The organism is Acidiferrobacter sp. SPIII_3 (assembly GCF_003184265.1).
GTDB lineage: Bacteria > Pseudomonadota > Gammaproteobacteria > Acidiferrobacterales > Acidiferrobacteraceae > Acidiferrobacter.
This window is the reverse complement of record NZ_CP027663.1, coordinates 911,246-933,747: the sequence shown is the minus strand read 5'-3', so window position 1 is coordinate 933,747 and position 22,502 is coordinate 911,246. Positions and strand designations below refer to the sequence as shown.

Annotated in this window: 21 protein-coding genes and 1 tRNA gene; 8 read left to right on the top strand and 14 right to left on the bottom strand. The window is 63.2% G+C overall.

Annotated elements, in window-relative coordinates:
- Window positions 1–30: 30 nt before the first annotated feature.
- Both C4901_RS17225 and C4901_RS04905 read right to left on the bottom strand, forming a co-directional pair.
- Window positions 31–393, bottom strand: coding sequence for a hypothetical protein (locus tag C4901_RS17225; RefSeq protein ID WP_145960620.1), 363 nt, complete (start codon window positions 391–393; stop codon window positions 31–33).
- Window positions 314–1,555 carry a transposase gene (locus C4901_RS04905; protein ID WP_110136384.1) on the bottom strand — a complete coding sequence of 414 codons (1,242 nt, stop codon included), beginning with the start codon at window positions 1,553–1,555 and terminating at the stop codon, window positions 314–316. The genes C4901_RS17225 and C4901_RS04905 overlap by 80 nt, the downstream gene beginning before the upstream one ends.
- Window positions 1,556–1,594: 39 nt before the next feature.
- Here C4901_RS04905 and C4901_RS04900 point away from each other — a divergent pair, with 39 nt between their 5' ends.
- Entirely contained in the window at window positions 1,595–2,017 is a 423-nt protein-coding gene (locus tag C4901_RS04900) for a DUF6788 family protein (protein ID WP_145960619.1), read from the top strand.
- Window positions 2,018–2,224: 207 nt separating this feature from the next.
- Here the strand turns inward: C4901_RS04900 and C4901_RS04895 are convergent, their stop codons facing one another.
- The 3 genes from C4901_RS04895 to C4901_RS04880 form a co-directional block, all read right to left on the bottom strand.
- Window positions 2,225–2,464: a DUF2283 domain-containing protein gene (locus C4901_RS04895; RefSeq protein ID WP_110136382.1), complete on the bottom strand. Its 240-nt coding sequence runs from the start codon at window positions 2,462–2,464 to the stop codon at window positions 2,225–2,227.
- A gap of 276 nt (window positions 2,465–2,740) precedes the next feature.
- A complete protein-coding gene (locus C4901_RS04885) occupies window positions 2,741–3,757 on the bottom strand; it encodes a site-specific integrase (protein ID WP_110136380.1) in 1,017 nt (338 codons plus the stop codon).
- A gap of 88 nt (window positions 3,758–3,845) precedes the next feature.
- Window positions 3,846–3,921: transfer RNA gene (locus tag C4901_RS04880), tRNA-Ala, on the bottom strand.
- A gap of 316 nt (window positions 3,922–4,237) precedes the next feature.
- Between C4901_RS04880 and C4901_RS04875 the strand changes: the two genes are divergently transcribed.
- Entirely contained in the window at window positions 4,238–6,766 is a 2,529-nt protein-coding gene (locus tag C4901_RS04875; RefSeq protein ID WP_110136379.1) for an EAL domain-containing protein, read from the top strand.
- A gap of 19 nt (window positions 6,767–6,785) precedes the next feature.
- On the opposite strand, the gene C4901_RS04870 is transcribed toward C4901_RS04875, so the two are convergent.
- From C4901_RS04870 to C4901_RS04850, 5 genes are all read right to left on the bottom strand, one after another.
- Window positions 6,786–8,138, bottom strand: a complete 1,353-nt coding sequence (locus tag C4901_RS04870; protein WP_110136378.1) for a sigma-54 dependent transcriptional regulator — start codon at window positions 8,136–8,138, stop codon at window positions 6,786–6,788.
- Complete coding sequence (locus tag C4901_RS04865; protein WP_145960618.1) at window positions 8,135–9,493, bottom strand: ATP-binding protein; 1,359 nt, start codon at window positions 9,491–9,493, stop codon at window positions 8,135–8,137. Before C4901_RS04865 ends, C4901_RS04870 begins: the two co-directional genes overlap by 4 nt.
- Entirely contained in the window at window positions 9,490–10,332 is an 843-nt protein-coding gene (locus C4901_RS04860; protein ID WP_110136376.1) for a phosphate/phosphite/phosphonate ABC transporter substrate-binding protein, read from the bottom strand. The genes C4901_RS04865 and C4901_RS04860 overlap by 4 nt, the downstream gene beginning before the upstream one ends.
- 170 nt (window positions 10,333–10,502) lie before the next feature.
- Complete coding sequence (locus tag C4901_RS04855) at window positions 10,503–11,816, bottom strand: hypothetical protein (protein ID WP_110136375.1); 1,314 nt, start codon at window positions 11,814–11,816, stop codon at window positions 10,503–10,505.
- 746 nt (window positions 11,817–12,562) lie between these two features.
- Entirely contained in the window at window positions 12,563–13,486 is a 924-nt protein-coding gene (locus tag C4901_RS04850; RefSeq protein ID WP_168185549.1) for a sulfurtransferase, read from the bottom strand.
- A gap of 284 nt (window positions 13,487–13,770) precedes the next feature.
- Between C4901_RS04850 and C4901_RS04845 the strand changes: the two genes are divergently transcribed.
- The 5 genes from C4901_RS04845 (at window position 13,771) to C4901_RS04825 (ending at window position 18,010) form a co-directional block, all read left to right on the top strand.
- Entirely contained in the window at window positions 13,771–14,415 is a 645-nt protein-coding gene (locus C4901_RS04845; protein ID WP_205736193.1) for a glutathione S-transferase N-terminal domain-containing protein, read from the top strand.
- A 59-nt stretch (window positions 14,416–14,474) separates the two neighbouring features.
- Entirely contained in the window at window positions 14,475–15,422 is a 948-nt protein-coding gene (locus C4901_RS04840; protein ID WP_205736192.1) for a DMT family transporter, read from the top strand.
- A gap of 228 nt (window positions 15,423–15,650) precedes the next feature.
- Window positions 15,651–16,181 carry a DUF302 domain-containing protein gene (locus tag C4901_RS04835; RefSeq protein ID WP_110136373.1) on the top strand — a complete coding sequence of 177 codons (531 nt, stop codon included), beginning with the start codon at window positions 15,651–15,653 and terminating at the stop codon, window positions 16,179–16,181.
- A 264-nt stretch (window positions 16,182–16,445) separates the two neighbouring features.
- Entirely contained in the window at window positions 16,446–16,649 is a 204-nt protein-coding gene (locus tag C4901_RS04830; RefSeq protein WP_110136372.1) for a hypothetical protein, read from the top strand.
- Between the two features lie 128 nt (window positions 16,650–16,777).
- Entirely contained in the window at window positions 16,778–18,010 is a 1,233-nt protein-coding gene (locus C4901_RS04825; protein ID WP_168185548.1) for a multiheme c-type cytochrome, read from the top strand.
- 47 nt (window positions 18,011–18,057) lie between these two features.
- Here the strand turns inward: C4901_RS04825 and C4901_RS04820 are convergent, their stop codons facing one another.
- Both C4901_RS04820 and C4901_RS17505 read right to left on the bottom strand, forming a co-directional pair.
- The gene (locus C4901_RS04820; RefSeq protein WP_168185547.1) at window positions 18,058–18,408 is read right to left on the bottom strand and encodes a heavy-metal-associated domain-containing protein; all 351 of its coding nucleotides are present in this window, start codon (window positions 18,406–18,408) and stop codon (window positions 18,058–18,060) included.
- A gap of 11 nt (window positions 18,409–18,419) precedes the next feature.
- Entirely contained in the window at window positions 18,420–18,806 is a 387-nt protein-coding gene (locus C4901_RS17505) for a mercuric transporter MerT family protein (protein WP_240611856.1), read from the bottom strand.
- A 250-nt stretch (window positions 18,807–19,056) separates the two neighbouring features.
- On the opposite strand from C4901_RS17505, the gene C4901_RS04810 reads away from it, so the two are divergent.
- Entirely contained in the window at window positions 19,057–20,907 is a 1,851-nt protein-coding gene (locus C4901_RS04810; RefSeq protein WP_110136369.1) for a glycoside hydrolase family 15 protein, read from the top strand.
- Here C4901_RS04810 and C4901_RS04805 read toward each other — a convergent pair.
- Together C4901_RS04805 and C4901_RS04800 are read right to left on the bottom strand one after the other, a co-directional pair.
- Window positions 20,871–21,539, bottom strand: coding sequence for a bifunctional 2-polyprenyl-6-hydroxyphenol methylase/3-demethylubiquinol 3-O-methyltransferase UbiG (locus C4901_RS04805; RefSeq protein WP_110136368.1), 669 nt, complete (start codon window positions 21,537–21,539; stop codon window positions 20,871–20,873). The two genes, C4901_RS04810 and C4901_RS04805, sit on opposite strands and share 37 nt — an antisense overlap.
- Before the next feature lie 110 nt (window positions 21,540–21,649).
- On the bottom strand, window positions 21,650–22,444 hold the full coding sequence (locus C4901_RS04800; protein WP_110136367.1) for a sulfite exporter TauE/SafE family protein: 795 nt from the start codon (window positions 22,442–22,444) through the stop codon (window positions 21,650–21,652).
- Window positions 22,445–22,502: the final 58 nt, after the last annotated feature.

Here is a 22,502-nt window from a genome sequence, read left to right as displayed (position 1 = left end):
ACCGCGAAAACTAGACAGTGCCAACTTTTCCTATGCTGCCAATTTGTATTTCTCCTGCGGCGCATCGTGACGACGATATGTCTCGATTATTTTCTCGAGGCCAGGGAATTTAGCGGCAACCGCGAAAAATGCCGGCAGTCCGCTGCGCAGGGTGTAGGCGACGACCAGTTCGGATGGAGGCATGGCCTCGTTCATGGTGCGTAACCAGCTGCGAAAGCCGTGCCAGACTGCAGCCGTGTGGTTGATGGCAAGGTGCTGCAGCAATCCCTGAGCGATTACCCCGAGTGGCCCTTGGACGTGATAAGCGTTGAGCTTACGTCGTGTCTCGGCGCGGTAGCCATCCGATGTCCGGTGCAGATACTGATTGCCGCTGCCACGTCGAATCGGCTTCATGTCGGCCATCCAGAAATGATAGGCATGAGCCCCCAAGCTTACGTCGTGTCTCGGCGCGGTAGCCATCCGATGTCCGGTGCAGATACTGATTGCCGCTGCCACGTCGAATCGGCTTCATGTCGGCCATCCAGAAATGATAGGCATGAGCCCCCATGACATGGACAGCCTGTTTGAATCCGATCTCAATTTTGAAACGGAATCCATAAAGTTGCAGGATCTCCATGGGTTCGAGTGTGAGGTCGGTGCAGAGTAGAAATATCGTGCCACGATGAGGGTGGTGGACGATCACGAATCGGACGAGGTGTCCCACGGGGCGCCAGATCAAATCCATGACGCGGTACCGCACCTGCACAGTGTTCTCACCGTAGACAGGACTGGGCGCCTCGATGAAGGCATGCTCCTCTTTGGCCGCGTCCTTAAGTCGCACCTTGTGACCATAGAGTTTTGGCCTTCCCTTGCCGCGACTGACAGGGGCGGGTGCCGGCCAATAGGCCACCACGTTGCCCTTGGCCCGTGTCAGGAGGTGGTGGCCACCGGCCAGCAAGGGCAGGATGATTTTTGCGCTCGCGTAGTAGGCGTCGGCGATGAGCAGCACCTGCCGCTGGCACACCCCGACCAATGTCAACAGGAGCGCCACCAGTTTATCGAGGAGCGTGCTGGCATCGCGGTTGGAGAACACCAATCCCTCATGGATCCGCGACACCAGCGGCACGGCAGCCACCTGTCCGGCCGCGCACTGCACCAGCAGGGAAATGGCCTGCATCGAGTGCCCCATGATGTAGGTAGGCTTAGTGTTACCGGCAGATTGTTGATGCAGCAGCTTCACGCCCGGCATCTTGCGACCCTCCTTGGGTGCTTTTATCCCGTCGGCGAGGAAGACCAGGCGCGAGTTCACCTCAAATGGACGAAACAGCCTCAAGCATAGGCGTAGCCAGCAAGCCGTCAGTGTTTCGAGATGGAGTCCTGCGCTGTGGAAGAAATGCAGGAAGCGGTGATAAGCCTTGCCGGAGAAATCGAGCGCTCGCACGAAGCTGGTAACGCCGGCATTGTCCGCGCGGCAGCACAGACCTGCCAGAGTCAGTAGCATCCAGAAGAATGTGCGGGTACGGGAACACGCTGGACGCAGTTCGCGCACGGCTGCCAGCCAATAATTCCAAAGCATAGATTCTCCACAAAGTGGCGCGCAATGTCCGATAGCATTATGATGCTACCGGACGCAATATGCTATACTTCAGGGACCGAAACAGAGATCTATTTCATCATGGCCACGAACCGCGAAACGACACTAGAGAAACAGATAGAGAAAACCAAGAAGGCGTTGGTGGCGCTGGGAGATATGCGCCCAGGCAGTCTGTCAAAACAGTACAACGTATGTGGCAAACCGGGATGCAGCTGCAAGGCAGACCCGCCTAAAAAACACGGTCCCTACTACCAGGTGAGCTACACGCGCAAGGGAAAGAGCAGCAGTAAGTTCGTCAAAAAAGAAGATTTGCCTGAAGTGCGAAAGCAGATCAAGAATTACGAGCATATGAAGCTACTGGCGGACCGCTGGATTGATTTGGCGACGGAATTATCCAATCTCAGGGTCGCCAAAGAAAAAGCTAAAATCACAGCGAGAACTTAGCACTGTCTAGTCAGGACATAGTTGTCCTGTGGACCCTGTTTTTTTGAGGATTTCAGGACCAGGAATTTAGGACAGATCTGTCCTATAGTCCTTTTTCAACTCCTGCCAGGAAGGCGGGGGTTGTCGAGGTGAGGCCGCTTAAGGCTTCGCATAAGATTGACAGTGGTCCGCCAATGACTAAACCGTAGCACTCTCAACCATATTGAGTCAAGCTGCGGGCAAGCGCATTTCCTGCCGCTTGCCGCTTTCCTTGTCAACCAGTACCAGCCGCCCCTGGTCGCCGCTCAACTGAGTATTGGCGTTCAGTAGCTCGATGCCGTAAATCGTTCCGTCCGGCGCAATATCGATGTTCATCTCATCGCTAACGCGTAAGGTTTCGACTTCGGCCGCCGTCGCCCGCAGGCGCAGATAAGCGATATTGTGACGCGGGTCATAGCTCAGCTCCATGGTGTGCCTCCTACAGCCTTTAAAAGTACTTCACAATAACGGTGACCACAACCCATGCGTCTCCCTCACTCACAGCATACACCTCTACCTGCTTGATGCTGTAGGACCGGCCCCGCCAAGTCCCTTCGAAAGGGAAGTTGCGACGAAACCCGGACCGGCCGAGGCGCGCAGGGAATTGCTCGCCGGCCATTATGGCGCCCTCGACTTCACCCGTTGTCGCCCCGCGCTCCGTCATGCGTTCGCGGGCATGCGGGTGAATTATCACCTTCATCTCGACTAGCCCAGCCTCCCCACAAAATCCTCCGCTCTGAAGTGAGTATACCGCTTCACCATCTGCATGGTCTTGTGGCCGGTGATGGCCGCGACCTCCATAGCCCCAAACCCCTTCTCCGACAGCCGGGAAGCCGCCTCGTGGCGCAAGTCATGGAAGGTCAGTCCGGTGATGCCGGCGGCCTTGCAGACCCGCTCGAAGGCCTGCGAGATGGAGTCCGGGCGCATGCTCCACACGTGGCCGTCTATACGCCGGGGGAGCGCGTCGAGGATGGCGACGGCCGTCGTGGACAGCGGTATCCGCCGGGGCGTGCCCGTCTTGGTCTCCGGGATCAGCAACACCCGCGCCTGGCGGCATTGCGGGCCGGACGGCCCGTCCAGGTGATCCCATCGCATGGCCGCGATCTCCCCGCGGCGCATGGCGGTCTCTATGGCCCAGGTGATGAGGGGGCCAATCTCCCCGCCATAGGTGGCGGCGGCGGACATAAGCCGGGCGTATTCGTCGCCCTGCAGGCGGCGGTCGCGGGCATTGTTCAGCTTGGGTATAGAGACGTTTGGAACGGGGTTTACGAGTCCGCCCATACCCCACTCGCGGATAGCGATCTTATAAAGGTGTGACAGGATGGCGAGGCGGCGCTTGATCGTAATCGGGCTATACCCATCAGCTAGGAGGGAGTCCCTATATTGGGCGAGGTCCTTGCTTTGCAGTGATCCGAGTGTCAGACGCCCCAAAGGACCAACCGCCAAAATCGCGATGACGGAGGCTTCCTGGACGGCCCCACGCTTTTTGCTGGACACCTCGCGCCCGTACCGGCTCAATGCCTCGGCGATGGTCGTCCTGGTCGCCTCGGCGCGCGAAACAAACACCTCACGGTCGATTTCGGATTCAATCTGGCGCGCCCACGCCTCGGCCTCGGCCTTGGTATCGAAAGTTCTATACTGGGGCTCATGTCCCCGCCGGATGATTTGCGCCTGCCAAGCGCTCCGGCCTCCCGGCCCAGGCCGTTTGCGGAATGTTGCCATAACCCCCCATTTGCCATACGCGTTATGGCAGGATTATGGCATATTCCCCTTTGACTCCGGTATACTGCGCCGTAAGTCCTTGATTTTATGGTGGAGCGGAGGAGGATCGAACTCCCGACCTTCGCATTGCGAACGCGACGCTCTCCCAGCTGAGCTACCGCCCCAGTGGGCGGCATTGTAAAGGACTCCGGGCCAGGAGGGAAGTTGCCGATGACAGGGTTTCGGCGTGATCGAGGTCGGACCCGACGATCCGCATCCCGCAATGATGGGCCAAGCGCCTAAATCCGCCCCGCACGCACCACCCAGACCCATCCGCTGTACCCCTTTGGCCCATGGGCCCGCAGCCGCCGTCTGGCGGGCTTGTCTATACTCACAATCATGGCATACGTCGGCCTCGCCGGCCCCCCAGAATCGCCGGAGCGGCAACCGGGGTTCTGACGGCAACACCGGGAACGACGATAACGATAAAGGGGGTGGCCTATGCGGAAGGGCAATAATGCCGACCTGCATGGCAAACTCGCGTTCTTGCTGGCCTTCAGCACGGATGCCGTATTCGTCCTTGACGAGCGAGGCATCATCCAGACGACCAATCACGAGGCCTGCCGGATTCTGGCCTGCGAGGCGTCGGCGCTTGCCGGGGCGAGCCTGCGTGCCTGGCGTACCGATGCCCCCATCCGCCCGCACCCCGATAGCACGCGCCCCGACAGCCTGTGCTACAGCGCCTTCTTCCGCCGCCACGACGGCGAGACTTTTCTGGCGGATGTGAGCATCGCCGGCGTAGTCGAGGGGGGTGAGCGGACGTATGTCGCAATCCTGCGCGATATGAGCTGGCTCGCCGAGGCGGCCTACAAACAGAACCTCGCCGCCGCGGTCTTTGATAACAGCATACAGGCCATCATGGTCACGAACGCCGCCAACCGTATCGTCGCGGTGAACGCCGCCTTCGAGCGCCTCACGGGCTACGATGCCCCGGAGGTGATAGGCCGGTCTCCGAACCTCCTGCAATCAGGGCGCCACGATAAGGCCTTTTTCGCCGACCTCTGGCGCGCTGTACTTGCGACTGGCCACTGGCAAGGCGAGATCTGGGACCGACGCAAGAACGGCGAAATCTTCCCGGAATGGCTCACCATAAGCGTCGTACGCGACGACTCCGGGGCCATAACGCATCATGTCGCCATATGCCACGACATAACGGAGCGCAAGGAGTCGGAGGAACGCCTGCGTCATGTGACCGATTTCTACTCGGCACTCTGTCAAGTCGACCACCTAGTCGCCTGCCGCACCAATCCCCAAGCCCTTTTCGAGGGCATCTGTCGCACCACCGTGGAATATGGGCACCTGCGATGCGCATACATCACTGTAGTCGAGCCCCCCAATGTCCCGCGGATCGTCGCCGCGTTCTCGGAAGCCAAAGACGGCGCGGCCCTGCCACCCGAAGAAGCGGTGCGGACGCTCTCGCAAGACGCCATCCTGGCCGGCGAACCCGTCGTGCAGCAAGGAGGAGATAACATGGAGGCAGGACGTGTCCGCTTGCCGGATGCGTCGGTAAACCTGTCGGCGGGCGCGTTCCCTTTCAAGCGGGGCGACCAGGTGTACGGCGCGCTCTGCGTCTTTTCGGACGAGGCCTCTTTTTTCGACAATGACCTTTTGCATCTCTTGCGGCGCATTGCCGAAGACATCTCGTTTGCGCTCGACAGCTTCGATCAGGAAACGCTCCGGCAGGCCGCCGAATCTCGCGCCAATTACCTCGCCCAGCACGACACGCTGACCGGCCTCTATCGGCGCAACATGATCGAAGAGGCGATGGCACGGCATCACGCGCAAGGGGCGCAAACAGACAGCGTCTACAGCCTGGGGCTGATCGATCTCGACCATTTCAAGGTCATAAACGACACCTACGGCCACGCCGTCGGTGACGAGGTCCTGGTCCATGCCGCCAAGATCCTGCGCGCCGCCATGCGCCTTGGAGATCTCGTGGGGCGCTGGGGCGGCGAGGAATTCCTGTGCCTGCTCCCCGACACCGGGCCGGACTCGGCGCTTTATGGCATGGAACGGATCCGCGAACGGCTTGCACATACCGCGATTTCCGTGGGCGGCCACGAACTTCATGTCACCGCCAGCATCGGTGTAGCGACCTTCCCGTTCGATGGCAAAACCATAGCGGAGCTCATGACCATGGTCGATGCCGCTCTCTATCAGTCCAAGCAGGAGGGTGGCGACCGGGTCCGCCGGGCCGGCGCAAGTCCCAGCATCTTTTGTATCGGCGGACAGATCGAAGAGGCCTTGGGCCATGGCCGGGTCGTGGCCGCGGCCCAGCCCATCGTATCGTTGAAAGATGGTGTGGTGGTCGCCGACGAATCCCTGGCGCGTTTGGTCTTGCCTGGAGGCGTGGTCCTGGACGCCGCGCAGTTCATCGAGGCCGCCGCGCACCTGGGCCAGCTGCAACGCATCGATCAGGTGATCATAGCCCAGGTCATGCGCCGCTGCGTGGAGCGCGTCAAGGCCCACGATGCGCCCATACTGCATTTTGTGAATGCCTCGGCGGGCCTGCTTGCGCAGGCCCAGACACTCGCCGCCCTTCTGCAGGACGCCCGCAATCAAGGTCGCGATACCGGGCTCACCCGGGATTGCGGGACGCCGTTTGTCATCGAGATCACGGAGCGGGCCATGCTCCGCGACCGTAAGGCCGTAAAGCGCCATCTGGAACCGCTACTGGAATACGGCTTTCGCGTGGCGCTCGACGACTTTGGGAGCGGTTACTCGTCGTTCCTGTACCTGGCCGACTTCCCCGTATCCTTCCTGAAGATCGAAAAGGAACTCGTGGTACGCGTCACCTCCGACAGGCGCGTGGCGGCCATCATCCACGACATCGCCAGACTCGGTCACGACCTGGGTATTACGACCATAGCCGAGGGCATAGAGGGTGCGGATACCGCCGATGCCCTGCTCGCGCTCGACATCGATTGGGGCCAGGGATTCCACTTCGGGTCCCCCACGCTCGCGCGTTGATCCCTGGCAGGCGATTGGCTTATGAGGTCTTGCTGTCGCGCACCCGCCGCCACACGGTATTTTTCCCGACCTGCAGGATCTCGGCGGCCTTGGCCTGGTTGCCTTGCGTGCGCTCCAGGACGTACGCCAGGTACTGACGCTCCAGTTCCTCCAGGCTCACGAGATCCTTCATCTGGGAAAAGAGCGGGGGGCCGGAGTCGCCGGCGCCCTGATCCAGGCGGATGTCGTCTGCATCCAACACCTCGGTATCGCCGGCCAATGTCAGGCTGCGCTCGATCACGTTTCGGAGCTCGCGCACATTGCCGGGCCATTGCACCTGACCCAGCTTGCGCAAGGCGTCCGACGTGATGTGCGGAACCGGGCGGCCGGCCTTGGCACAATAGCGCTCCACGAAATAGGCGGTCAGCTCCGGGATGTCGTCGCGGCGGTTGCGCAGGGGCGGGACGGTGAGCGGCAGGACATTCAACCGAAAATAGAGATCATCGCGAAACACGCCCTCGCGCACGAGTGTGGCGAGGTCCCGGTGGGTAGCGGCTATGATGCGCACGTCGACCTTACGTCCGACATTGGCCCCCACCGGCCGGATCTCCTGCTCCTGCAGGACACGCAGGAGCCGGACCTGCAGCCCCGGCGAGATGTCACCGATCTCATCTAGGAACAAGGTGCCCTTGTGCGCCTCCTCGAAGAGCCCGCGACGAGAGCGGTCGGCCCCGGTAAAGGCCCCCTGCACATGCCCAAAAAGCTCGCTCTCCAAGAGCTGCTCGGACATGGCCGCGCAATTGACGGCGATGAACGAGCGCCCCTGGCGATTGCTGCGGTCATGGAGGGCGCGCGCCACCAGTTCCTTACCCGTCCCGCTCTCGCCCTGGACGAGCACCGGAAGGTCCGACAAGGCGACTCGATCGAGGGAGGCGAAGATCCCGGACAGACCGGTCTCCTCGCCGATCACAGCCGTCTTCTTGTCGGCGCGCAGGCGCGAACGCAAGGTCTGGACCTCGCGCTTCAATTGCCGCCGCTCCAGGATCGAGCTGATCCGCAGCAACAGCTCCTGGGTCTCCACCGGCTTCATCAGATAGTCGTCGACCCCCACGCGCATGGCCTCGACCGCCGACGGCACACTGGCATAGGCGGTGACGATCAATACCCCGATGTTACTTTGCAGGGCCCGCACCCCCTGTGCCACCTTGAGACCATCGTCGTCATGGACGAGCTTCAAGTCGGTGATCACCATGTCAAAACTCTGGGCCGCGGCCTGCGCCAGGGCCGTCTCCACCGAGCCCGCGCACGCCACCGCATAGCCCGCGCGCTCGAGCGTGCGCGCCAGGATCTTCAGGAGCGCCTGCTCGTCATCCACCAAGAGTATGTCGGTCACGGCCCCTCCCGCATGATGGCGAATATGACTACCGCGCCGGGAGATAGGTTAGTGATGGTGACCCAGCCGCCATGGGCATTGGCGATGCGACGCACGAGCGAGAGACCGAGCCCCGTACCCTCGGCCTTGGTGGTATAAAACGGCGTAAACAGGCGCTCCGCGCTGCCCTGAACACCAGACCCCGTGTCCGTCACCTTGATATACACCCAATCCTCTTCGGCCGTGGTCGCTATCGTAATGGTACCAGGACTCTTCATGGCATCCGCACTATTCAAGAGCAGATTCCACACTACCTGCCGGATCTGGTCGGCATCGAACGACACAGGCCCCAGCGGCTCGGCCATCTCCATGCGAAACACATGGCGATGCTCCCGGTTCAGCGTCAAATCATACATCTCCACGACCTGCGCCACGACCGCGTTCAGATCCCCCTCCTCCCGCAGGGTCTCGGCGGGGCGCGTCCACTTCAGAAAATTCTGCAGTACGGCATTCAAGCGGCGCGACTCGTCGCGGACGATCGCCACGAATTCGTGCCGCTCGCTGTCCGAGATCCCCTTGTCGTCCACCAGAAGTTCGACACCGCTTACAATGCTTGCCAGGGGATTGCGGATCTCGTGGACGATCGCCGCCGCGGTCTCGGTCAGGCACGCCAGACGCTCCGATTCGGCCTGCTTGTGACGCTCGATGTCGGCCTGGCGGCGGGCGCGCGCGAGCCGTGCAAGCATGGCGTTGAAGGCCTCGCTCAAGACCCCCACCTCGTTATGGCGCCGCACCCGCACCTGGCGCTCCTCGTCATCATTGCCACCCAGCCGCTGGACATCGCGCATGAGACCCTCGAGATCGGAGGTCAGGTGACGCGATAACAGCCAGCCGGCCCCGCCCCCTATGATCAAGGCCACGAGCGTCAACAACAGACCGGTGTCGCGCGCCGCGGCCATCTGTCGTAAGACGCTCGCGCGCGACAGGCTCAAGGTGACGAGACCCACCGAATAGCGCCCCACGCGGATGGTATGGCGGACCGTGAGCCATCGACGCCGGAGGTGCGCCGGCCCGCGCCGTTCCAGAACGACTCTCTGCGCGTTGGTGATGCGTACGCGTCGCACCCCGGACTTGTGGAGCGCGTAGCGTACGATCTCCTGGAGCGTCCCCAGGTTCTCGGTCAGCACCGCGTTGCGCGAGGCGATCGCTACCATGCGCGCGAGGCTCTCGGCGTTCTTGTGGAGGACGCGATCCATGGTCCGCTCCTGCCCCTGGACCACGATGATCACGAGCGTCAACATCAAGATGAGGTGCACGAACGTGATCGAGGCGACGACCTTGAAACGAAAGGTCTGGTAATAGCGTAAGGGCTTCATGGCTTGGGGGGCGCCGCGCACGGATTCAAGACGCGCGGAATATGCGCGTATTCGCGGGGACTGGCGATGGCAAACCCCGCCGGTATGCGCATACGCCGCAGGATGGCGCGCCCGGCGGCACTGTGCGTAAGTCCGGTGAGCGCCTTCTGCAAGGCCTTGACCGTCGCCGGCGCCATATCGTCACGGACCGCAATCGGCATCTCCGGCCCCGGGGGCGTGTGTGCCACGATGCGCACCTGGGCGCGTATCGCCGGGGGCTCCTGATCGAGCGACCACGGCCATGTCCCGCCGAGGTCCACGAGACCGCGCGCTACCGCCAGGATGACCGAATCCTGGCTGCGCAGATAAACGGGCCGCATCTCGGTGTCCACGATCACTCCATGCGCGCGCAGATACTCCTTCACCATCAAGGTGGCGGCGAAGGCATCCGGATCGGGAAAGGCGATCGTGCGGCCCGCCAGGGATCGTGGCGTCAAGGGCCCGATATGGCGTCCCCGGCGGGTGATCAGCAAACCAATGAAGGGTACGCCCTTGATGCGCGCCACCGCGCGATAACCATGCAGCTGCCGGTACAGATAGGGATTCAGGAACAACATGTCATAGCGCCCTCTCTTGGCCCGCGCCATGAATCTCTGAAAATCGGGGGCGGTGGCAAACACGATCGGGCGATGCAGGGCCTTTGCCAGCCGCGTGCACAAGGGGATGAAGAGCCGTGCCAGGGCTACCGGGCTTTGCAGCGGCAGAACCCCGAAGCGTAGTGGTTGTGTACCCGCAAAAGCCCCGACAGGCCCCGCCAGGAGGCCCAATACGACACACCATGCCAGAAGCGGGCGACCCATGCTCGCCACCTTACGTCCAGCCCGGCGGACCGTGCCCGATACAGCCGCTCAGTTGCGCCACTCGCCGAACCCCACACCGCCTGCCAATAATCGCGGCTCGTTAAACGCAAAAAAGAGGGGAGGATTACTCCTCCCCTGCCCAACAACTTAGGAGGACTTTCTAACACATATCAGTGGATGAGCCGCACGCCGAATGGCAGGCTTACCATCACACTGACCGCGTTATCGTTGGCCAAATTCGGTGCATTATTGATATGCGTACGGTCATACTCCAAATAATAGCGTACACCCTTGCGTGCCAGATAGATCGCGATAAGACTCTTTTCGTTGAGGCTTACCGTCGAACGCCCCGTCGTCGCATAGTTCGGGGATAGCACGGGCCCTACGGGCGATACGCTCTGGCTGTACCCAGTGCCCGGTGCCCCAACCGGCATCACGTTTTCCTCAGCAAATGTACTGTAACGAAACACCGCCATGAAGTGCTTAAAGGGCCGATAGCCGGCTGCCGCGAACCAGCCGCGCGCCGTTCCGCTGGTACCACCGGGTTGCGTATCATTGGCGTGCTGATATTCATACCATGCCCACAGAGGGTCCTTTGCGAAGTTCCCCCAGCGGGCGTCGATGGCGTACTTCCGTTGCCGATAGCTGCTCCCCGGCGCCCCACCACCGCCGGCAATGACCTGCCGTCCGTTCTCGACGCTTCCGGCTAGACCAAACGGCCCGAAATCGACGCCGGCGTGTGCCAAGATCTGGTCGGGATGGTCCATGCTGCTGCCGGTCTGAGACAGACCCGTACCGTTGTAATAGCCCAGGGCATAATCCACAGCCAAGGGACCGTGCATGACCTGATTGAAGGCCATCACACCCATCTCGCGCACGCCATTGAACAGACTGTCGGGGCCCGGAGGACCGATGAACTCGTTGTAATCTATGCTAAGAGTAGCAGGCGAGTAATTGATCCAGGGCAGGATGCCGGCCGCCGCCAAGCCTTCCTCGGCGAACGGGATCAGCATCTGCCCCACCTCGACGTGGACGCCGGGTATATAGTTCAAGGTCACGTTGGCGTCGAGTACGCGTGCCCGCGCCCCGGTCCCCGCACTACTGCCGGCCATGCCCGGGTAATAGGCATTTGGATTAGCGGCATTGTTGGCAAACTCCGCCAGAAAGAAGTAATCGATGTTGGGTCCTATGGACCCGCGGATGCCGGGACGAACACGGTAGAATTTAAACTGTGAGTAGCCGTTCACCGTCCCGTTAGCATTGCTGGTCTGCGCATAGGCATATCCCGGCTGAATCACCCCAAACAGCAAGGCGCTCGGCTTCTGTTGGGGCTTTTCCGTGCCATAGACCATGGTCCAGGCCGGCATGGGTTTTTCGTTCATCGAGGGCAACAAGCCCGCGAACGCGACCGCCGAGGTCGTCAACATCGCCCCCGCCCCCAAGGCCCGCGCCAACCAAGTGCGCTTCTTATTCGGCTTCTTCATTACGTCTCCTCCGGTTTCTTTATGGTTATTGCCATATCACCACTTCAGAAATTCTCAGCCGCCCACCTCCCTCAAGAACCCTTCGATGCCCCGCAGGCATTGGCCATCGCCCCCTTCTTCGTGCCGGACGTGTGGTGCCCCCGCTCCCCGCCATACCGCTTGTCGATTTCGAAGTCGCACCGCTGGCGGGTGCCGTACTCGGGGCCGCACTCGTAGTGCCTGCGGAAGGACTCGGGGCCGCGGCCTTGTGATGGCACGCCGTGAGCGTCAGCAGGCTTGCCGCCATTGCCGTTGACATAAGCAGACGTCTTACGAGCGCATTCATTCATCTCCTCCGTGCCTGATGTTCAGGCTATTCTTATATTGTATATTTCTTATTTATTATTTCTTACTATTTTTATCGACTCCATGGGCGCTATGGATTCCCATGACGTTTGTTCCATTGAATCGGAATCGTCCATGGCCATTCGCGCCTTCTAGTGAGCTTGTACAACAAGTGCCGGGTACGCGCAACCTCATTTGTCAAACTCCAGATGTGATCTTACGACAGCCAGTCCTTGGGGATGCGAGTCCCCGTCCTGGGATGTCATGTGAGCACATCGTCGAACGCGATACCAAAATCGTGACGATGCGCCTAAGCGCGCGCGAGGCCGCGTGTGCGCGCCGATTCCATCTGCCTGCCCTATGCGCAAAGGACCGGCGACGACTTTTCCGAAAAATCTCCGCGAGCACACGCGCACCTGCGCCTAGTCGACGAAGCCGACCGAGACCGGGTCGCGATGGTGGTAGGCCCATTGGGTCATCGAACCATCGTAGAGACGGACATTCTTGTAACCGAGCTCCTGCGTGGCCACGAACCAGCCGATGCTCGCCCAGTGCCCGGTGTTGCAGTAGGTCACCACCGGGGCGTTGTGGTTCTCGGGGAGGCCCGCGACGCGCGCCAGGGCCTCGAGCTTGGCCTTGGGCAGTAGATTGCCATTGCGCCCGACCATCCAGGTGACGGGATAAGGGACGGCGCCTGGAATATGTCCATATCGCGCCACGAACGGGGCCTTGGTGAGACCGACGATCTGATGCATCGGACGGTTGTCCACCAGTACCACGTGGGTATGGAGGTCGGCGCGCACCTGCTGCAACGTCGCGTAGATCTGCGGCTGAAAGTGGGCCACGAGATTGCCGTGCGCGTGGCGTGCGGTCTTCGTCAAGGCCCCATGGCTCTTCTGCCAGCCCTCGAAGCCGCCGTTCAGAAGCGCCTCGCTGTTGTGGCCGAGGACCTTCAGGGTCCAGAAGGCCCGGGTCTCACCCCCCAGGCCCAGGCCCATGGGCGTGGCGATGTCGTTGTAGACGACCACCTCGGAGTTGTTGTTGACGCCCACCGACCGGAGATAGGCCTGGATGACGGGGATCGGTGGGAGCATGCGGTTGACACCGCGGATCATCATGCGCCAATGGACGTAAGGGGCCGATATGGCCCCGGGGATGTGGCCAGCGGCATAGGCCTTGGGCGAGCGTAAGTCCAGGATCACGAGACGCTTGTCGTGCATATGGGTCTTCAGCCAGTGCGGGCTCACTATGGGGCCCGGCAGGGCCGCCAGGGCGGTTCCCGAGATCGCGCTTAGGCACAGCGCCGCCAACACATTACGATGCAGCACGGATATTTTTATCCCCATGACGTTCATCTCCCCAGGGTGGTTCCGGATATGGTTGTCGTGGCGGGCTGGTAGCAAGAGACGGACCACTCCGGGATATCCTTGAATTACTGCCGATTTTTGGAGAAACGTCGACGGATCACATCACCAGTGTGGTGACTGCGGTCACCAATTTGGTGACGGCGGACGGGACTCGCGGGAGTCCAGGGCCTGCCCGGCATTACCGACATCGCTCGCTGAATCGATTGTTCGCGATCGGCCGGCCTCTTACGATAACTGACACCCATAACGGATCGAGGCATTTCATGATCCTAATTCTATGCGGCCGGTGCGAACTCCCCTTGGCGCCCGATATCCTGCTTCGCGAGGCCGGGGTGCCGTTTACACGGGAGCGAGTTGATCTTGTCGCGAAGCGCTGGCGGAACGGCGATTATCGAGAGATCACACCCAAGGCCTACGTCCCGGCCCTGAGACTCGAGGACGGCGATATTCTCACCGAGTGCGCGGTGATCCTGAGCGATATCGCGGACCAGGCGCCGAGGCAGGGGCTCATGCCCCTTGCGGGATCGCGTGCCCGATACCATGCCTGTGCGTGGCTCAATTTTCTAGCAACCGAGGTCCACGGCAACTTCATAACTCCGGAACGTCACGGGGGAGTGGCCGCCAACTTCCTCGCCAACACCGAGGAGGGTCAGGCGGCAACCCGCGTGCTGGTGGCACCGCGCCTGGAATATATCGACCGCATGCGGGGCGGGCGCCGGTTCCTGACCGGCGAGTCGTTGGCCGTGCCAGACGCCGATCTTTTCGTTATGTTCACTGGGCCCTGCGCATCGAGCTCGATCGCGCACCCTGGGCGCGGCTCGCGGATTATTTCGCGCACATCGCCGCCCACCCCGGCGGTGAGCGCGGCCCGCGAGATTGAGGGGCCGCCGCACGCGCTCAGGTCCTAACCCGCCTGTGTGCGCAAGATCGGTTACAGCGGCCTGCGTAAACCTGTTGAGAATTCTCCATGCCGGGCGGTGATCTTTGGCGCTATGATCGCGGTTTTGCGGGGACCGGCATGGACTTGAAGCAGAATCTCCCCGTGGCGGGCGCCACGCTCCTGGTACTGGTCGGCATGGCGGCCAATAGTCTTCTGGCGCGCGCCGCGCTCGCCGGCCATCTGATCGGGCCCACGCTCTTTACACTCCTGCGGCTGGCCGGCGGCGCGGCCCTGCTCGCGGTCTTGTCGGCGATCCGTCGCGTCCCGCTCCGGCGTCCGCAGGCGAATGTGTTGTGGCTGTTCCTCTACGCCGCCGCGTTCTCCTACACCTACGTCGTGCTGGGCGCCGCCATGGGTGCCCTGCTGCTCTTTTTCGCGGTGCAACTCACCATGTTCGTGGGTGCCGTGATCGGGGGCGAGCGGCCCACCACGGCGCACGTGCTCGGCGGCCTCCTGGCACTCGCCGGGCTCTATATCCTGGTGGCCTTGCAACTCCATCGGCCGGCGCCCTGGGCGGTCGTGGGTATGCTCGCCGCGGGCCTCGGCTGGGGCCTCTATTCCATAGGCGGGCGCGGCGTCCGCGATCCGCTGGCGCACACCACGGTCAATTTCCTCTATGCCGCCTTACTGGGGGTCGGTCTTGCGCTTTTGCGTCTCGGTTGGCAGGTCGGGCCGCGATTTGCACCGCACGGGACGGGCGTACTCGAGGCGCTGGTCTCGGGGGCCGTGACCTCGGCGCCCGTCTACCTGCTCTGGTACGCGCTACTGCCCCGACTGCGCACCGTGTTCGCGGCCACGGTGCAACTCGCGGTCCCGGTGATTGTCGCCATAGGGGGTTGGGCGTTTTTGGGAGAACCGATAACCACGCGACTGGCGATCGCCGGCGCCCTGGTCCTTGCGGGGGTGGGCCTTACGATGCGCCGCACCGGGCGCCAGCCGCCACACCCCCCGACTCGGGCCCCCGGGACACGGTGATCGCCCGAGGGCGCTCCCACCACACACCCCGCGACCATCTCAAGATCGCTGTAAGATTCGCCGCGACCTGAGCGACGAAGTAATCGACACATCCTTTCGGGATGGCGGGTTGCTTCGCCCAGGGACGGGCACTTGATCGCAAACCGTCCGGCGAAGGAAATGTCCGCGACGACCGGCCACCGGCAGCGCCTGGGGCCATACACGGTTTTGCCTATCAGGAGGCCCCGCATGCCGAATCGCGTCACCCCCTACGAACGGCGCCACGCGCTACGGCGTCCTGGCTCCATCCTCATCGGGCTTTTACTGACTGCCGCCGCGTTTTCGGCCCAGGCCGCCATGGGCTACCCGGGCACGCACACGGACACGACACGCTACCGCTATCCCGTGCTCCTGCAACGGCTCATCGCCGCGGTCAAGGCCCACCACATGGTAGTCGTAGCCCGGGTGAGCGCCAGCCACGGGGCGGCAGTCCGGGGGATCAAGATCCCGGGGAACGCCGTCGTCATGGTGTTTCGTAACGATTTCGCCGTGACCATGCTCAAAGACAGCGTATCCGCCGGTATCGAGGCACCACTCAGGATCTATGTCACGGCCAATCGTCATGGCACCGCCGACCTCACCTATCGCACGCCGAGCGCGGTCTTCGCCCCATACCACAATCCCGCGCTGAACCGCCTGGCGCGCACACTGGATCCCATCCTCGCGGCCATCGTGCGTTCAGCGGCCGGGCCGGGGGCCAGACCCGGCCACCTCTCCTGACAATCGCCATGCGCCGGTCGGTGTTCAACCACTCCTGGGTAAGAGCCCGGATGGGGTGTAAGATCGGGCCATGGCGCGCGACTAAGCACGAGGTCCCTCACCTTGCACGGGGACTGCCGTGCCCAGGCGGCCAGGAAGACCCGGGGCATGGCCCTCACAATAACAAGGGCCGCGATACTAAGGGCCTAGGCGAAGGGACGCGCCGCATCATGCTGTCCGGGGACAGTGTTGTCATCACCACTAGCACTCATAAAGGAGTTTCTGATGAAGATAGCGACCTATGCACTGCATACCGCGATGGCCCTGGCTGCAACCGTGGCCCTCACGACGGCGCAGGCGAGCATGAAAAACGCCTGCGGCTCCCAAGGACAAATGATGAAGAAATCCGGCTGCGGCTCCAAAGGCGGCACCATGAAGAGCTCCTATAGCTCCAAAAAAGGTAAAATGAAGAACGCCTGCGGTTCCTAAGGTCGTAACCGGCACCCGTGGCCGCACGGGGCCCTGGCCGCACTTCCCCTCGCTCCCGCCCTTCGGGGCGGGCAGGGTTTTTCCCTGCTTTAATCGACAAGAGGCTTACCCGCTTTAGCGGGTTGAGAGTGTCACGCAAGGCCTCCGGACGCGTGGCCGTGAAGCCGCTCGCCGTGCGGTGGTGGCTCGCACTGTTGCGGTGGTGGCTCGCACTGTTCCTATTCAATCCCGCCACGCCGGCGTGGGCCTGGCCGACCACGGCCTTTCTGAGTCACTACTGGCATAGACCGGTCCCGATCGGGGGACCCTCGCCCCCTCGTTGGCCGGCCTTCGAGACCGCGCTGTCGGCGCGCGCCTGCGGCCAATGCCATATCAGTCAATATCGAGAGTGGCGCAAGAGTCGTCACGCCCTGGCCATGGGGCCGGGGGTCATGGGCCAGCTCGCCCAGGCCGGCCTCGGCCGTTGGGCATTCGTGCGCGGCTGTCTTTCCTGTCATGCGCCCGCGCGTCGTCAATGGCGTGAGGTCAAGGCGGCCTTGAAAGGCCATCCACTTGCGACCTTCGCGCGCCAAGGCGTCACCTGCGCCGACTGCCATGTGCGCCACTACCAGCGCTTCGGACCACCCCTCGAACCGTATCTGGCCGCCGGGCGCATCGTCCATGGTGGCTTTACCCCGAGCCGGGACTTCACGCGCAGTCGATTTTGTATAAGCTGTCATCAATTCCATCGGGATGGCGCGCGCCTGCATGGCGCCCTTCTGGAAAACGTCTACGGCGAATGGCGCAAGAGCCGTTACGCGCGCGAGGGGGTGACGTGCCAGAGCTGCCATATGCCCGACGGGCGCCACGACTTCTATGGAATACACAACCCGCGTTTCGTGCGCCGCGCGCTCACCATCCGCTTCCAGACACAGCCTCTCGGTGCGGACCATGCCCTCATCGCCCACCTCGTCATCACGAATTCGGGAGTCGGTCACGATTTCCCGACCTACACGACCCCTAAGGTGGTCGCCACCATCTGGCAGCGCTGCGCGCGCCACGTGTGTCCCGGCAGCGTCCGCCGCCTCGTCATAGCGCGGCGCATCAGTCTCGATCTCAAGCATCAATACTTCGATACCCGGATCAAGCCTGGACAATCCCGCGACCTCTCCTATGACGTCAAAAAGGCCGCGCAGGCCACGGCGCTTGCGGCGCGCATCATGGTCTACCCCGATGCCGCCTATGTGCGCTTCTTCCGCGCCTATCTCGTGCGCTATACGCTCACCGCAAGCGAGCGGCGCGCCATCCAGCAGGTGCTCGCCCGCGACGAGCATTCGGACTATGTCCTGTGGCAGGCCGATCGCCCCTTGCCGCCACGATAGCCGCCACGATAGCCGCCACGGACGGGCGGGGCCGAATGGCTCGAGCCTCAGGCGCCCTTGCCGCGCACCAGGGTCCCGGGGAAACCGGCGTTCTTGACCGCCTTCAAAAACACCGCCGGGCGCGTGCGTGCCGGGATGTATTTCACGGTGACGTTCTGCGTCGATTCATCGACGCCCACGCCCATCACGCCCGGCAGGCGGATGAGCGACATGTACACCGCGGTTGCGCACGAATGGTTGCTGCATGTCATCCCGGGGATATGGATGACGGCCTGCGCGAAGCGCATGGCGACTGCATGCGCGGACCCGCGGGGACTGATCGCGGCCACGGCGGGGCTCAGGCTCGCTACCGGGCTCAGGGTGGCCATGAGGATAAACAAACGCGTGATCGACTTCATATGAAATGCTCCTAGGGTGTAGTGGGGATGGACGGTACGATCAAGGCGGGTAGCACATAAGGCGCGAGCAGCGTGACCGCGACCAGGGCGGTACCAAACCAGAGCCAGAAGGCCGAACGCCTGGCCCCGGGTGGGCAGCCGCATGCGGCCGCCCGGCGCCGGTCCCGCCAGTAACGGACATGCGCGAACACGAGCAGGCCCAGGGTCATGGCCATGAGCCATGGACGCAGCGGGTCCAGAATCGTAAGGTCCGAGACCCATGCGCCGCCGATGCCGGCCACCACCAGGACGAGCGGGCCCACGCAACAGACCGATGCCAGAAACCCCGTAACCACCGCCGCCCACAATCCGCGCGGTCCAGTCGTCACCGGTCGAGAACGCGTGCCCTTATCCGCCATCACACCCAAAGCCCTCGCAATAATCGACAAGCCTAGTTCCGTACCTGGGTACGGAATCAAGACCGGCCGATCGGCGCGGCGCGGCGGCAAGCTGCCGCTCGCGCATGACGATCCCCGCCTCAAAGCTTGCCCCGGACATGGCAAAAGGGCTATACAGGAACGACGCCCCGTCAAGCGGCGGGTCGCCATCACCGCGGATAGGACGCGCGCCAGACACCCGCCGCGCCGTACCCGCCCTGCAGGAGATGCGATGTCAGACCCAAAAAACGAGAATCTGCCCATTGAGGACTATGCGCTCATCGGCAATACCATAACCGGCGCGTTGGTTGGCAAAAACGGCTCGATCGACTGGTTCTGCGCCCCACGCCTGGACTCCGCCGCATGCTTTGCCGCGCTGCTCGGTAATCGCGACAACGGCCACTGGCAGATCGCGCCGGCCGACGGCATAGGGACGGTTCGTCGCCGGTATCGCGACGATACACTGATTCTCGAGACCGAATTCGAGACGTCACAGGGCTGTGCGCGTCTGACCGACTTCATGGTCATGAACGGCCACGACTCCGAGGAGCACTGCCATCTCGTGCGCATCGTCGAGGGGGTGAGCGGCTCGATCGACATGGAGATGATGCTCGTCATCCGTTTCTACTACGGGTCCATGGTCCCGTGGGTACGCCGGGTGGGTGATGCGCGGCTCGCGGTCGCGGGCCCCGACAGCCTCCATCTCACCGCCACGGTCCCCGTCCACGGCCATGATCAGACGACCCGCGCGCGGTTCACGCTCACCGCCGGCCAGCGCGAGATATTCCACCTCGGCTACCAACCGACCCATCATACGACCTACGAGCCCCCGGAACCACTCGCCGCGCTGGCCCACACGGAGGCATGGTGGCGTGCCTGGGCGGCACAGGGCCACTACGAAGGCCCGTGGCGCGCCATCGTCATGCGCTCGCTCATCACCCTGAAGGCCCTCACCTGCCGTTCCACCGGGGCCATCGCCGCCGCGCTCACCACCTCGCTACCCGAACAACTCGGGGGGGCGCGCAACTGGGACTACCGGTACTGCTGGCTGCGCGACGCCACCTTCACGCTCTGGTCGATGCTCACGACCGGCTACACCGAAGAGGCCGTGGCCTGGCGCGAATGGCTCATGCGCGCGGTCGCCGGCCATCCGGCCGACCTCCAGATCGTCTACGGTGTGGCCGGCGAACGCTGGATCGGGGAACGCGAGATCCCCTGGCTGCGGGGCTATGAGGGCGCAGCGCCGGTACGCATCGGCAACGCCGCCGCCGATCAGTTCCAGATCGATGTCTATGGTGAACTCATGGACTCCCTGCATCTCGCGCGTAGCGTGGGGCTTGATCCCGAGGCCCATGTCTGGGATATCCAGCGCGCGGTCATGGGGTTCCTGGAGAGCCACTGGCACCTCCCCGATGACGGCATCTGGGAGATGCGCGGGGGACGCCGGCACTTCACCCACTCCAAGGTCATGGCCTGGGTGGCCTTCGATCGGGCGGTCAAGGATGCCACGCGCTATGGGCTCGAGGGACCCGTGGAACGTTGGGAAGAGATCCGCGACACCATCCATGCGGACGTCTGCACGCACGGTTTCAATGCCGCAAAGAACAGCTTCACGCAGTATTACGGCAGCGAGGCCCTGGACGCGAGCCTGCTCATGATGGCCCTGGTCGGCTTTCTGCCGGCGACTGACGCGCGCATTGTCGGTACCGTGCGCGCCATCGAGAGCGAGCTCATGGACGATGGCCTCGTCTTGCGCTATCGCCCGCAGGAATCGGGCGATGGCCTGCCGGGCACGGAAGGGGTGTTCCTGCCCTGCTCGTTCTGGCTCGTCGACAACCTCGTGTTGCAGGGGCGGCATAGCGAGGCCCGGCAACTCTTTGCGCGTCTCGTGGGTCTTTGCAACGACGTAGGCCTGCTGTCCGAGGAGTACGACCCGGCAGCGCGGCGGCTGGTCGGCAACTTCCCACAGGCCTTCACGCATGTGGCCCTGGTGAATTCCGCGCGCAACCTCGCGGGCGACGGGCCCGCAGCGCACCGCGCGCGCAATCAGTCGCCGGCCGGGGGCGCCGGCGCGCGACGGTAGATACGCGTCAGCCAGATCAGGGTGCGGGCCTCGAAGGCGGGTTCGAAGCCGGCGGCGCGCATCTGCCGGTCGATGGCCGTCGGATCATGCACGAATGGTCGATAGGTGCTGCCCACAACCCGGAACAGCCCGGCGCCGAGGTGCGCGGCCGCGCGATTGAACCAATGCCGTCGCGGGAGGGTCAACGCGCACGCCTGCTTGGTGCGCCCTATGGCCGCGGCCATAAGCCCCGGGGCATCCGGGTAGCAGCACACGACCTTGTCGAGCAGCGTGATATCCGCGGCATCGAGCTCAGGGGCCATGATCTGGAAATCCCCCGATACGTATCGCACCCGCTCCGCAAGCCCCTGGCGCGCCGCCAGCGCCCGCGCCTCGGTCAACATCGCCTCGGCAAGATCGACCCCCACCGCCGTGGCCGCCCCGCGCAACAACAGGTGTTGATGCAGATACCCGACCCCGCAACCGATCTCGAGCAGTGACCGGCCGTCAAAGCCGACCTCGCGCAGGCCCGCGACCAGTTGCTTCTGAGTCGCCTCCAGGCCCCGCCGTTCGTAGCGCCGGGTATAGCGCCGCGAGAAGTGCCCGAAACAACGCCCGATTCCGCAGGTCGTACCACCGCAGCATCCTGCCATGCCCACCTCCCGGATCACCGAAGTCTAGGCCGGATCGTGCGCATCCCACAAGCGCGGCTGGCCGCAGTGGCCCGCCCCACGGCACCTTTCGCGGCTGCGGTCGTATCCCGTTACGCCCCGAACACCATCTGCAGGCCGACTGCGATCAATAGGACACCGAACACGCGCTTCAATTGCGCGACCGGCAGGTTATGGGCGAGATGCACGCCGAGCGGCACGACCAGCATGGCGACGGTGGTAAGCCCGGCCAGCGCCGGCAGATAAATATAACCGAGGGTCCCCGGCGGCAGACCGGCCCGGTGCTGACCGGAGAGCGCAAAGCCCATGGCGCCAAAGAGTGCGATGGGTAGGCCCAGGGTCGCGGAGATGGCGATCGCGCGGCGCATGTCGACATTGCAGGCGGTCAGGAACGGGACGGTCAGGCTGCCACCCCCAATGCCCAGGATCGCCGACAAGGCCCCTATGCCCAGACCCACACCCATGAGCCCGGGGCGTGCCGGCAGGCGCCAATGGGCCGCCGGCCGCCAGTCGGCGAACACCTGCAGGCCGATCAGGATCAGAAACACCCCGAAGATCTCCTTCAAGAGGACACCGGGCAGAAAGCCCGCCAGATAGCCGCTCGCGAGACTCCCAACCAGGGTGGCAAGCCCGAGCGGCGCGGCCACCGACCAGTCGATCGCGCCCCGCTTCTGCTGCGCGCGGATGGCGGCGAGCGAGGTAAAAAGGATGCTCGCAAGCGATGTCCCTATGGCAAGCTTCATGGCGAGCCCCGGGGCGAGATGCTCTCCGGCAAACACGAACACCAGCGCCGGCACCACCACGCTGCCACCGCCGATGCCGAGCATGCCGGCGAGCAGGCCGGTGACAAGCCCAAGCCCCATGTAGACGAGAATCATGACAACCATGCCGCCCCACCCCAAGCACTACAAACGTCCTCTCATACCATGCCGCCATAGTCCGCGG

What these genes read in the sequence shown, in the direction of transcription:
- C4901_RS04810 (WP_110136369.1), top strand. Translation starts at nt 19,057, where the DNA reads ATGTCAGACCCAAAAAACGAGAATCTGCCCATTGAGGACTATGCGCTC.
- C4901_RS04895 (WP_110136382.1), bottom strand. Translation starts at nt 2,464, where the DNA reads ATGGAGCTGAGCTATGACCCGCGTCACAATATCGCTTATCTGCGCCTG.
- C4901_RS04830 (WP_110136372.1), top strand. Translation starts at nt 16,446, where the DNA reads ATGAAGATAGCGACCTATGCACTGCATACCGCGATGGCCCTGGCTGCA.
- C4901_RS04855 (WP_110136375.1), bottom strand. Translation starts at nt 11,816, where the DNA reads ATGAAGAAGCCGAATAAGAAGCGCACTTGGTTGGCGCGGGCCTTGGGG.
- C4901_RS04840 (WP_205736192.1), top strand. Translation starts at nt 14,475, where the DNA reads ATGCCGGGCGGTGATCTTTGGCGCTATGATCGCGGTTTTGCGGGGACC.
- C4901_RS04900 (WP_145960619.1), top strand. Translation starts at nt 1,595, where the DNA reads ATGATGCTACCGGACGCAATATGCTATACTTCAGGGACCGAAACAGAG.
- C4901_RS04875 (WP_110136379.1), top strand. Translation starts at nt 4,238, where the DNA reads ATGCGGAAGGGCAATAATGCCGACCTGCATGGCAAACTCGCGTTCTTG.
- C4901_RS04800 (WP_110136367.1), bottom strand. Translation starts at nt 22,444, where the DNA reads ATGGTTGTCATGATTCTCGTCTACATGGGGCTTGGGCTTGTCACCGGC.
- C4901_RS04865 (WP_145960618.1), bottom strand. Translation starts at nt 9,493, where the DNA reads ATGAAGCCCTTACGCTATTACCAGACCTTTCGTTTCAAGGTCGTCGCC.
- C4901_RS04885 (WP_110136380.1), bottom strand. Translation starts at nt 3,757, where the DNA reads ATGGCAACATTCCGCAAACGGCCTGGGCCGGGAGGCCGGAGCGCTTGG.
- C4901_RS04850 (WP_168185549.1), bottom strand. Translation starts at nt 13,486, where the DNA reads ATGGGGATAAAAATATCCGTGCTGCATCGTAATGTGTTGGCGGCGCTG.
- C4901_RS04820 (WP_168185547.1), bottom strand. Translation starts at nt 18,408, where the DNA reads ATGAAGTCGATCACGCGTTTGTTTATCCTCATGGCCACCCTGAGCCCG.
- C4901_RS04835 (WP_110136373.1), top strand. Translation starts at nt 15,651, where the DNA reads ATGCCGAATCGCGTCACCCCCTACGAACGGCGCCACGCGCTACGGCGT.
- C4901_RS04905 (WP_110136384.1), bottom strand. Translation starts at nt 1,555, where the DNA reads ATGCTTTGGAATTATTGGCTGGCAGCCGTGCGCGAACTGCGTCCAGCG.
- C4901_RS04805 (WP_110136368.1), bottom strand. Translation starts at nt 21,539, where the DNA reads ATGGCAGGATGCTGCGGTGGTACGACCTGCGGAATCGGGCGTTGTTTC.
- C4901_RS04845 (WP_205736193.1), top strand. Translation starts at nt 13,771, where the DNA reads ATGATCCTAATTCTATGCGGCCGGTGCGAACTCCCCTTGGCGCCCGAT.
- C4901_RS17505 (WP_240611856.1), bottom strand. Translation starts at nt 18,806, where the DNA reads ATGGCGGATAAGGGCACGCGTTCTCGACCGGTGACGACTGGACCGCGC.
- C4901_RS04860 (WP_110136376.1), bottom strand. Translation starts at nt 10,332, where the DNA reads ATGGGTCGCCCGCTTCTGGCATGGTGTGTCGTATTGGGCCTCCTGGCG.
- C4901_RS17225 (WP_145960620.1), bottom strand. Translation starts at nt 393, where the DNA reads ATGAAGCCGATTCGACGTGGCAGCGGCAATCAGTATCTGCACCGGACA.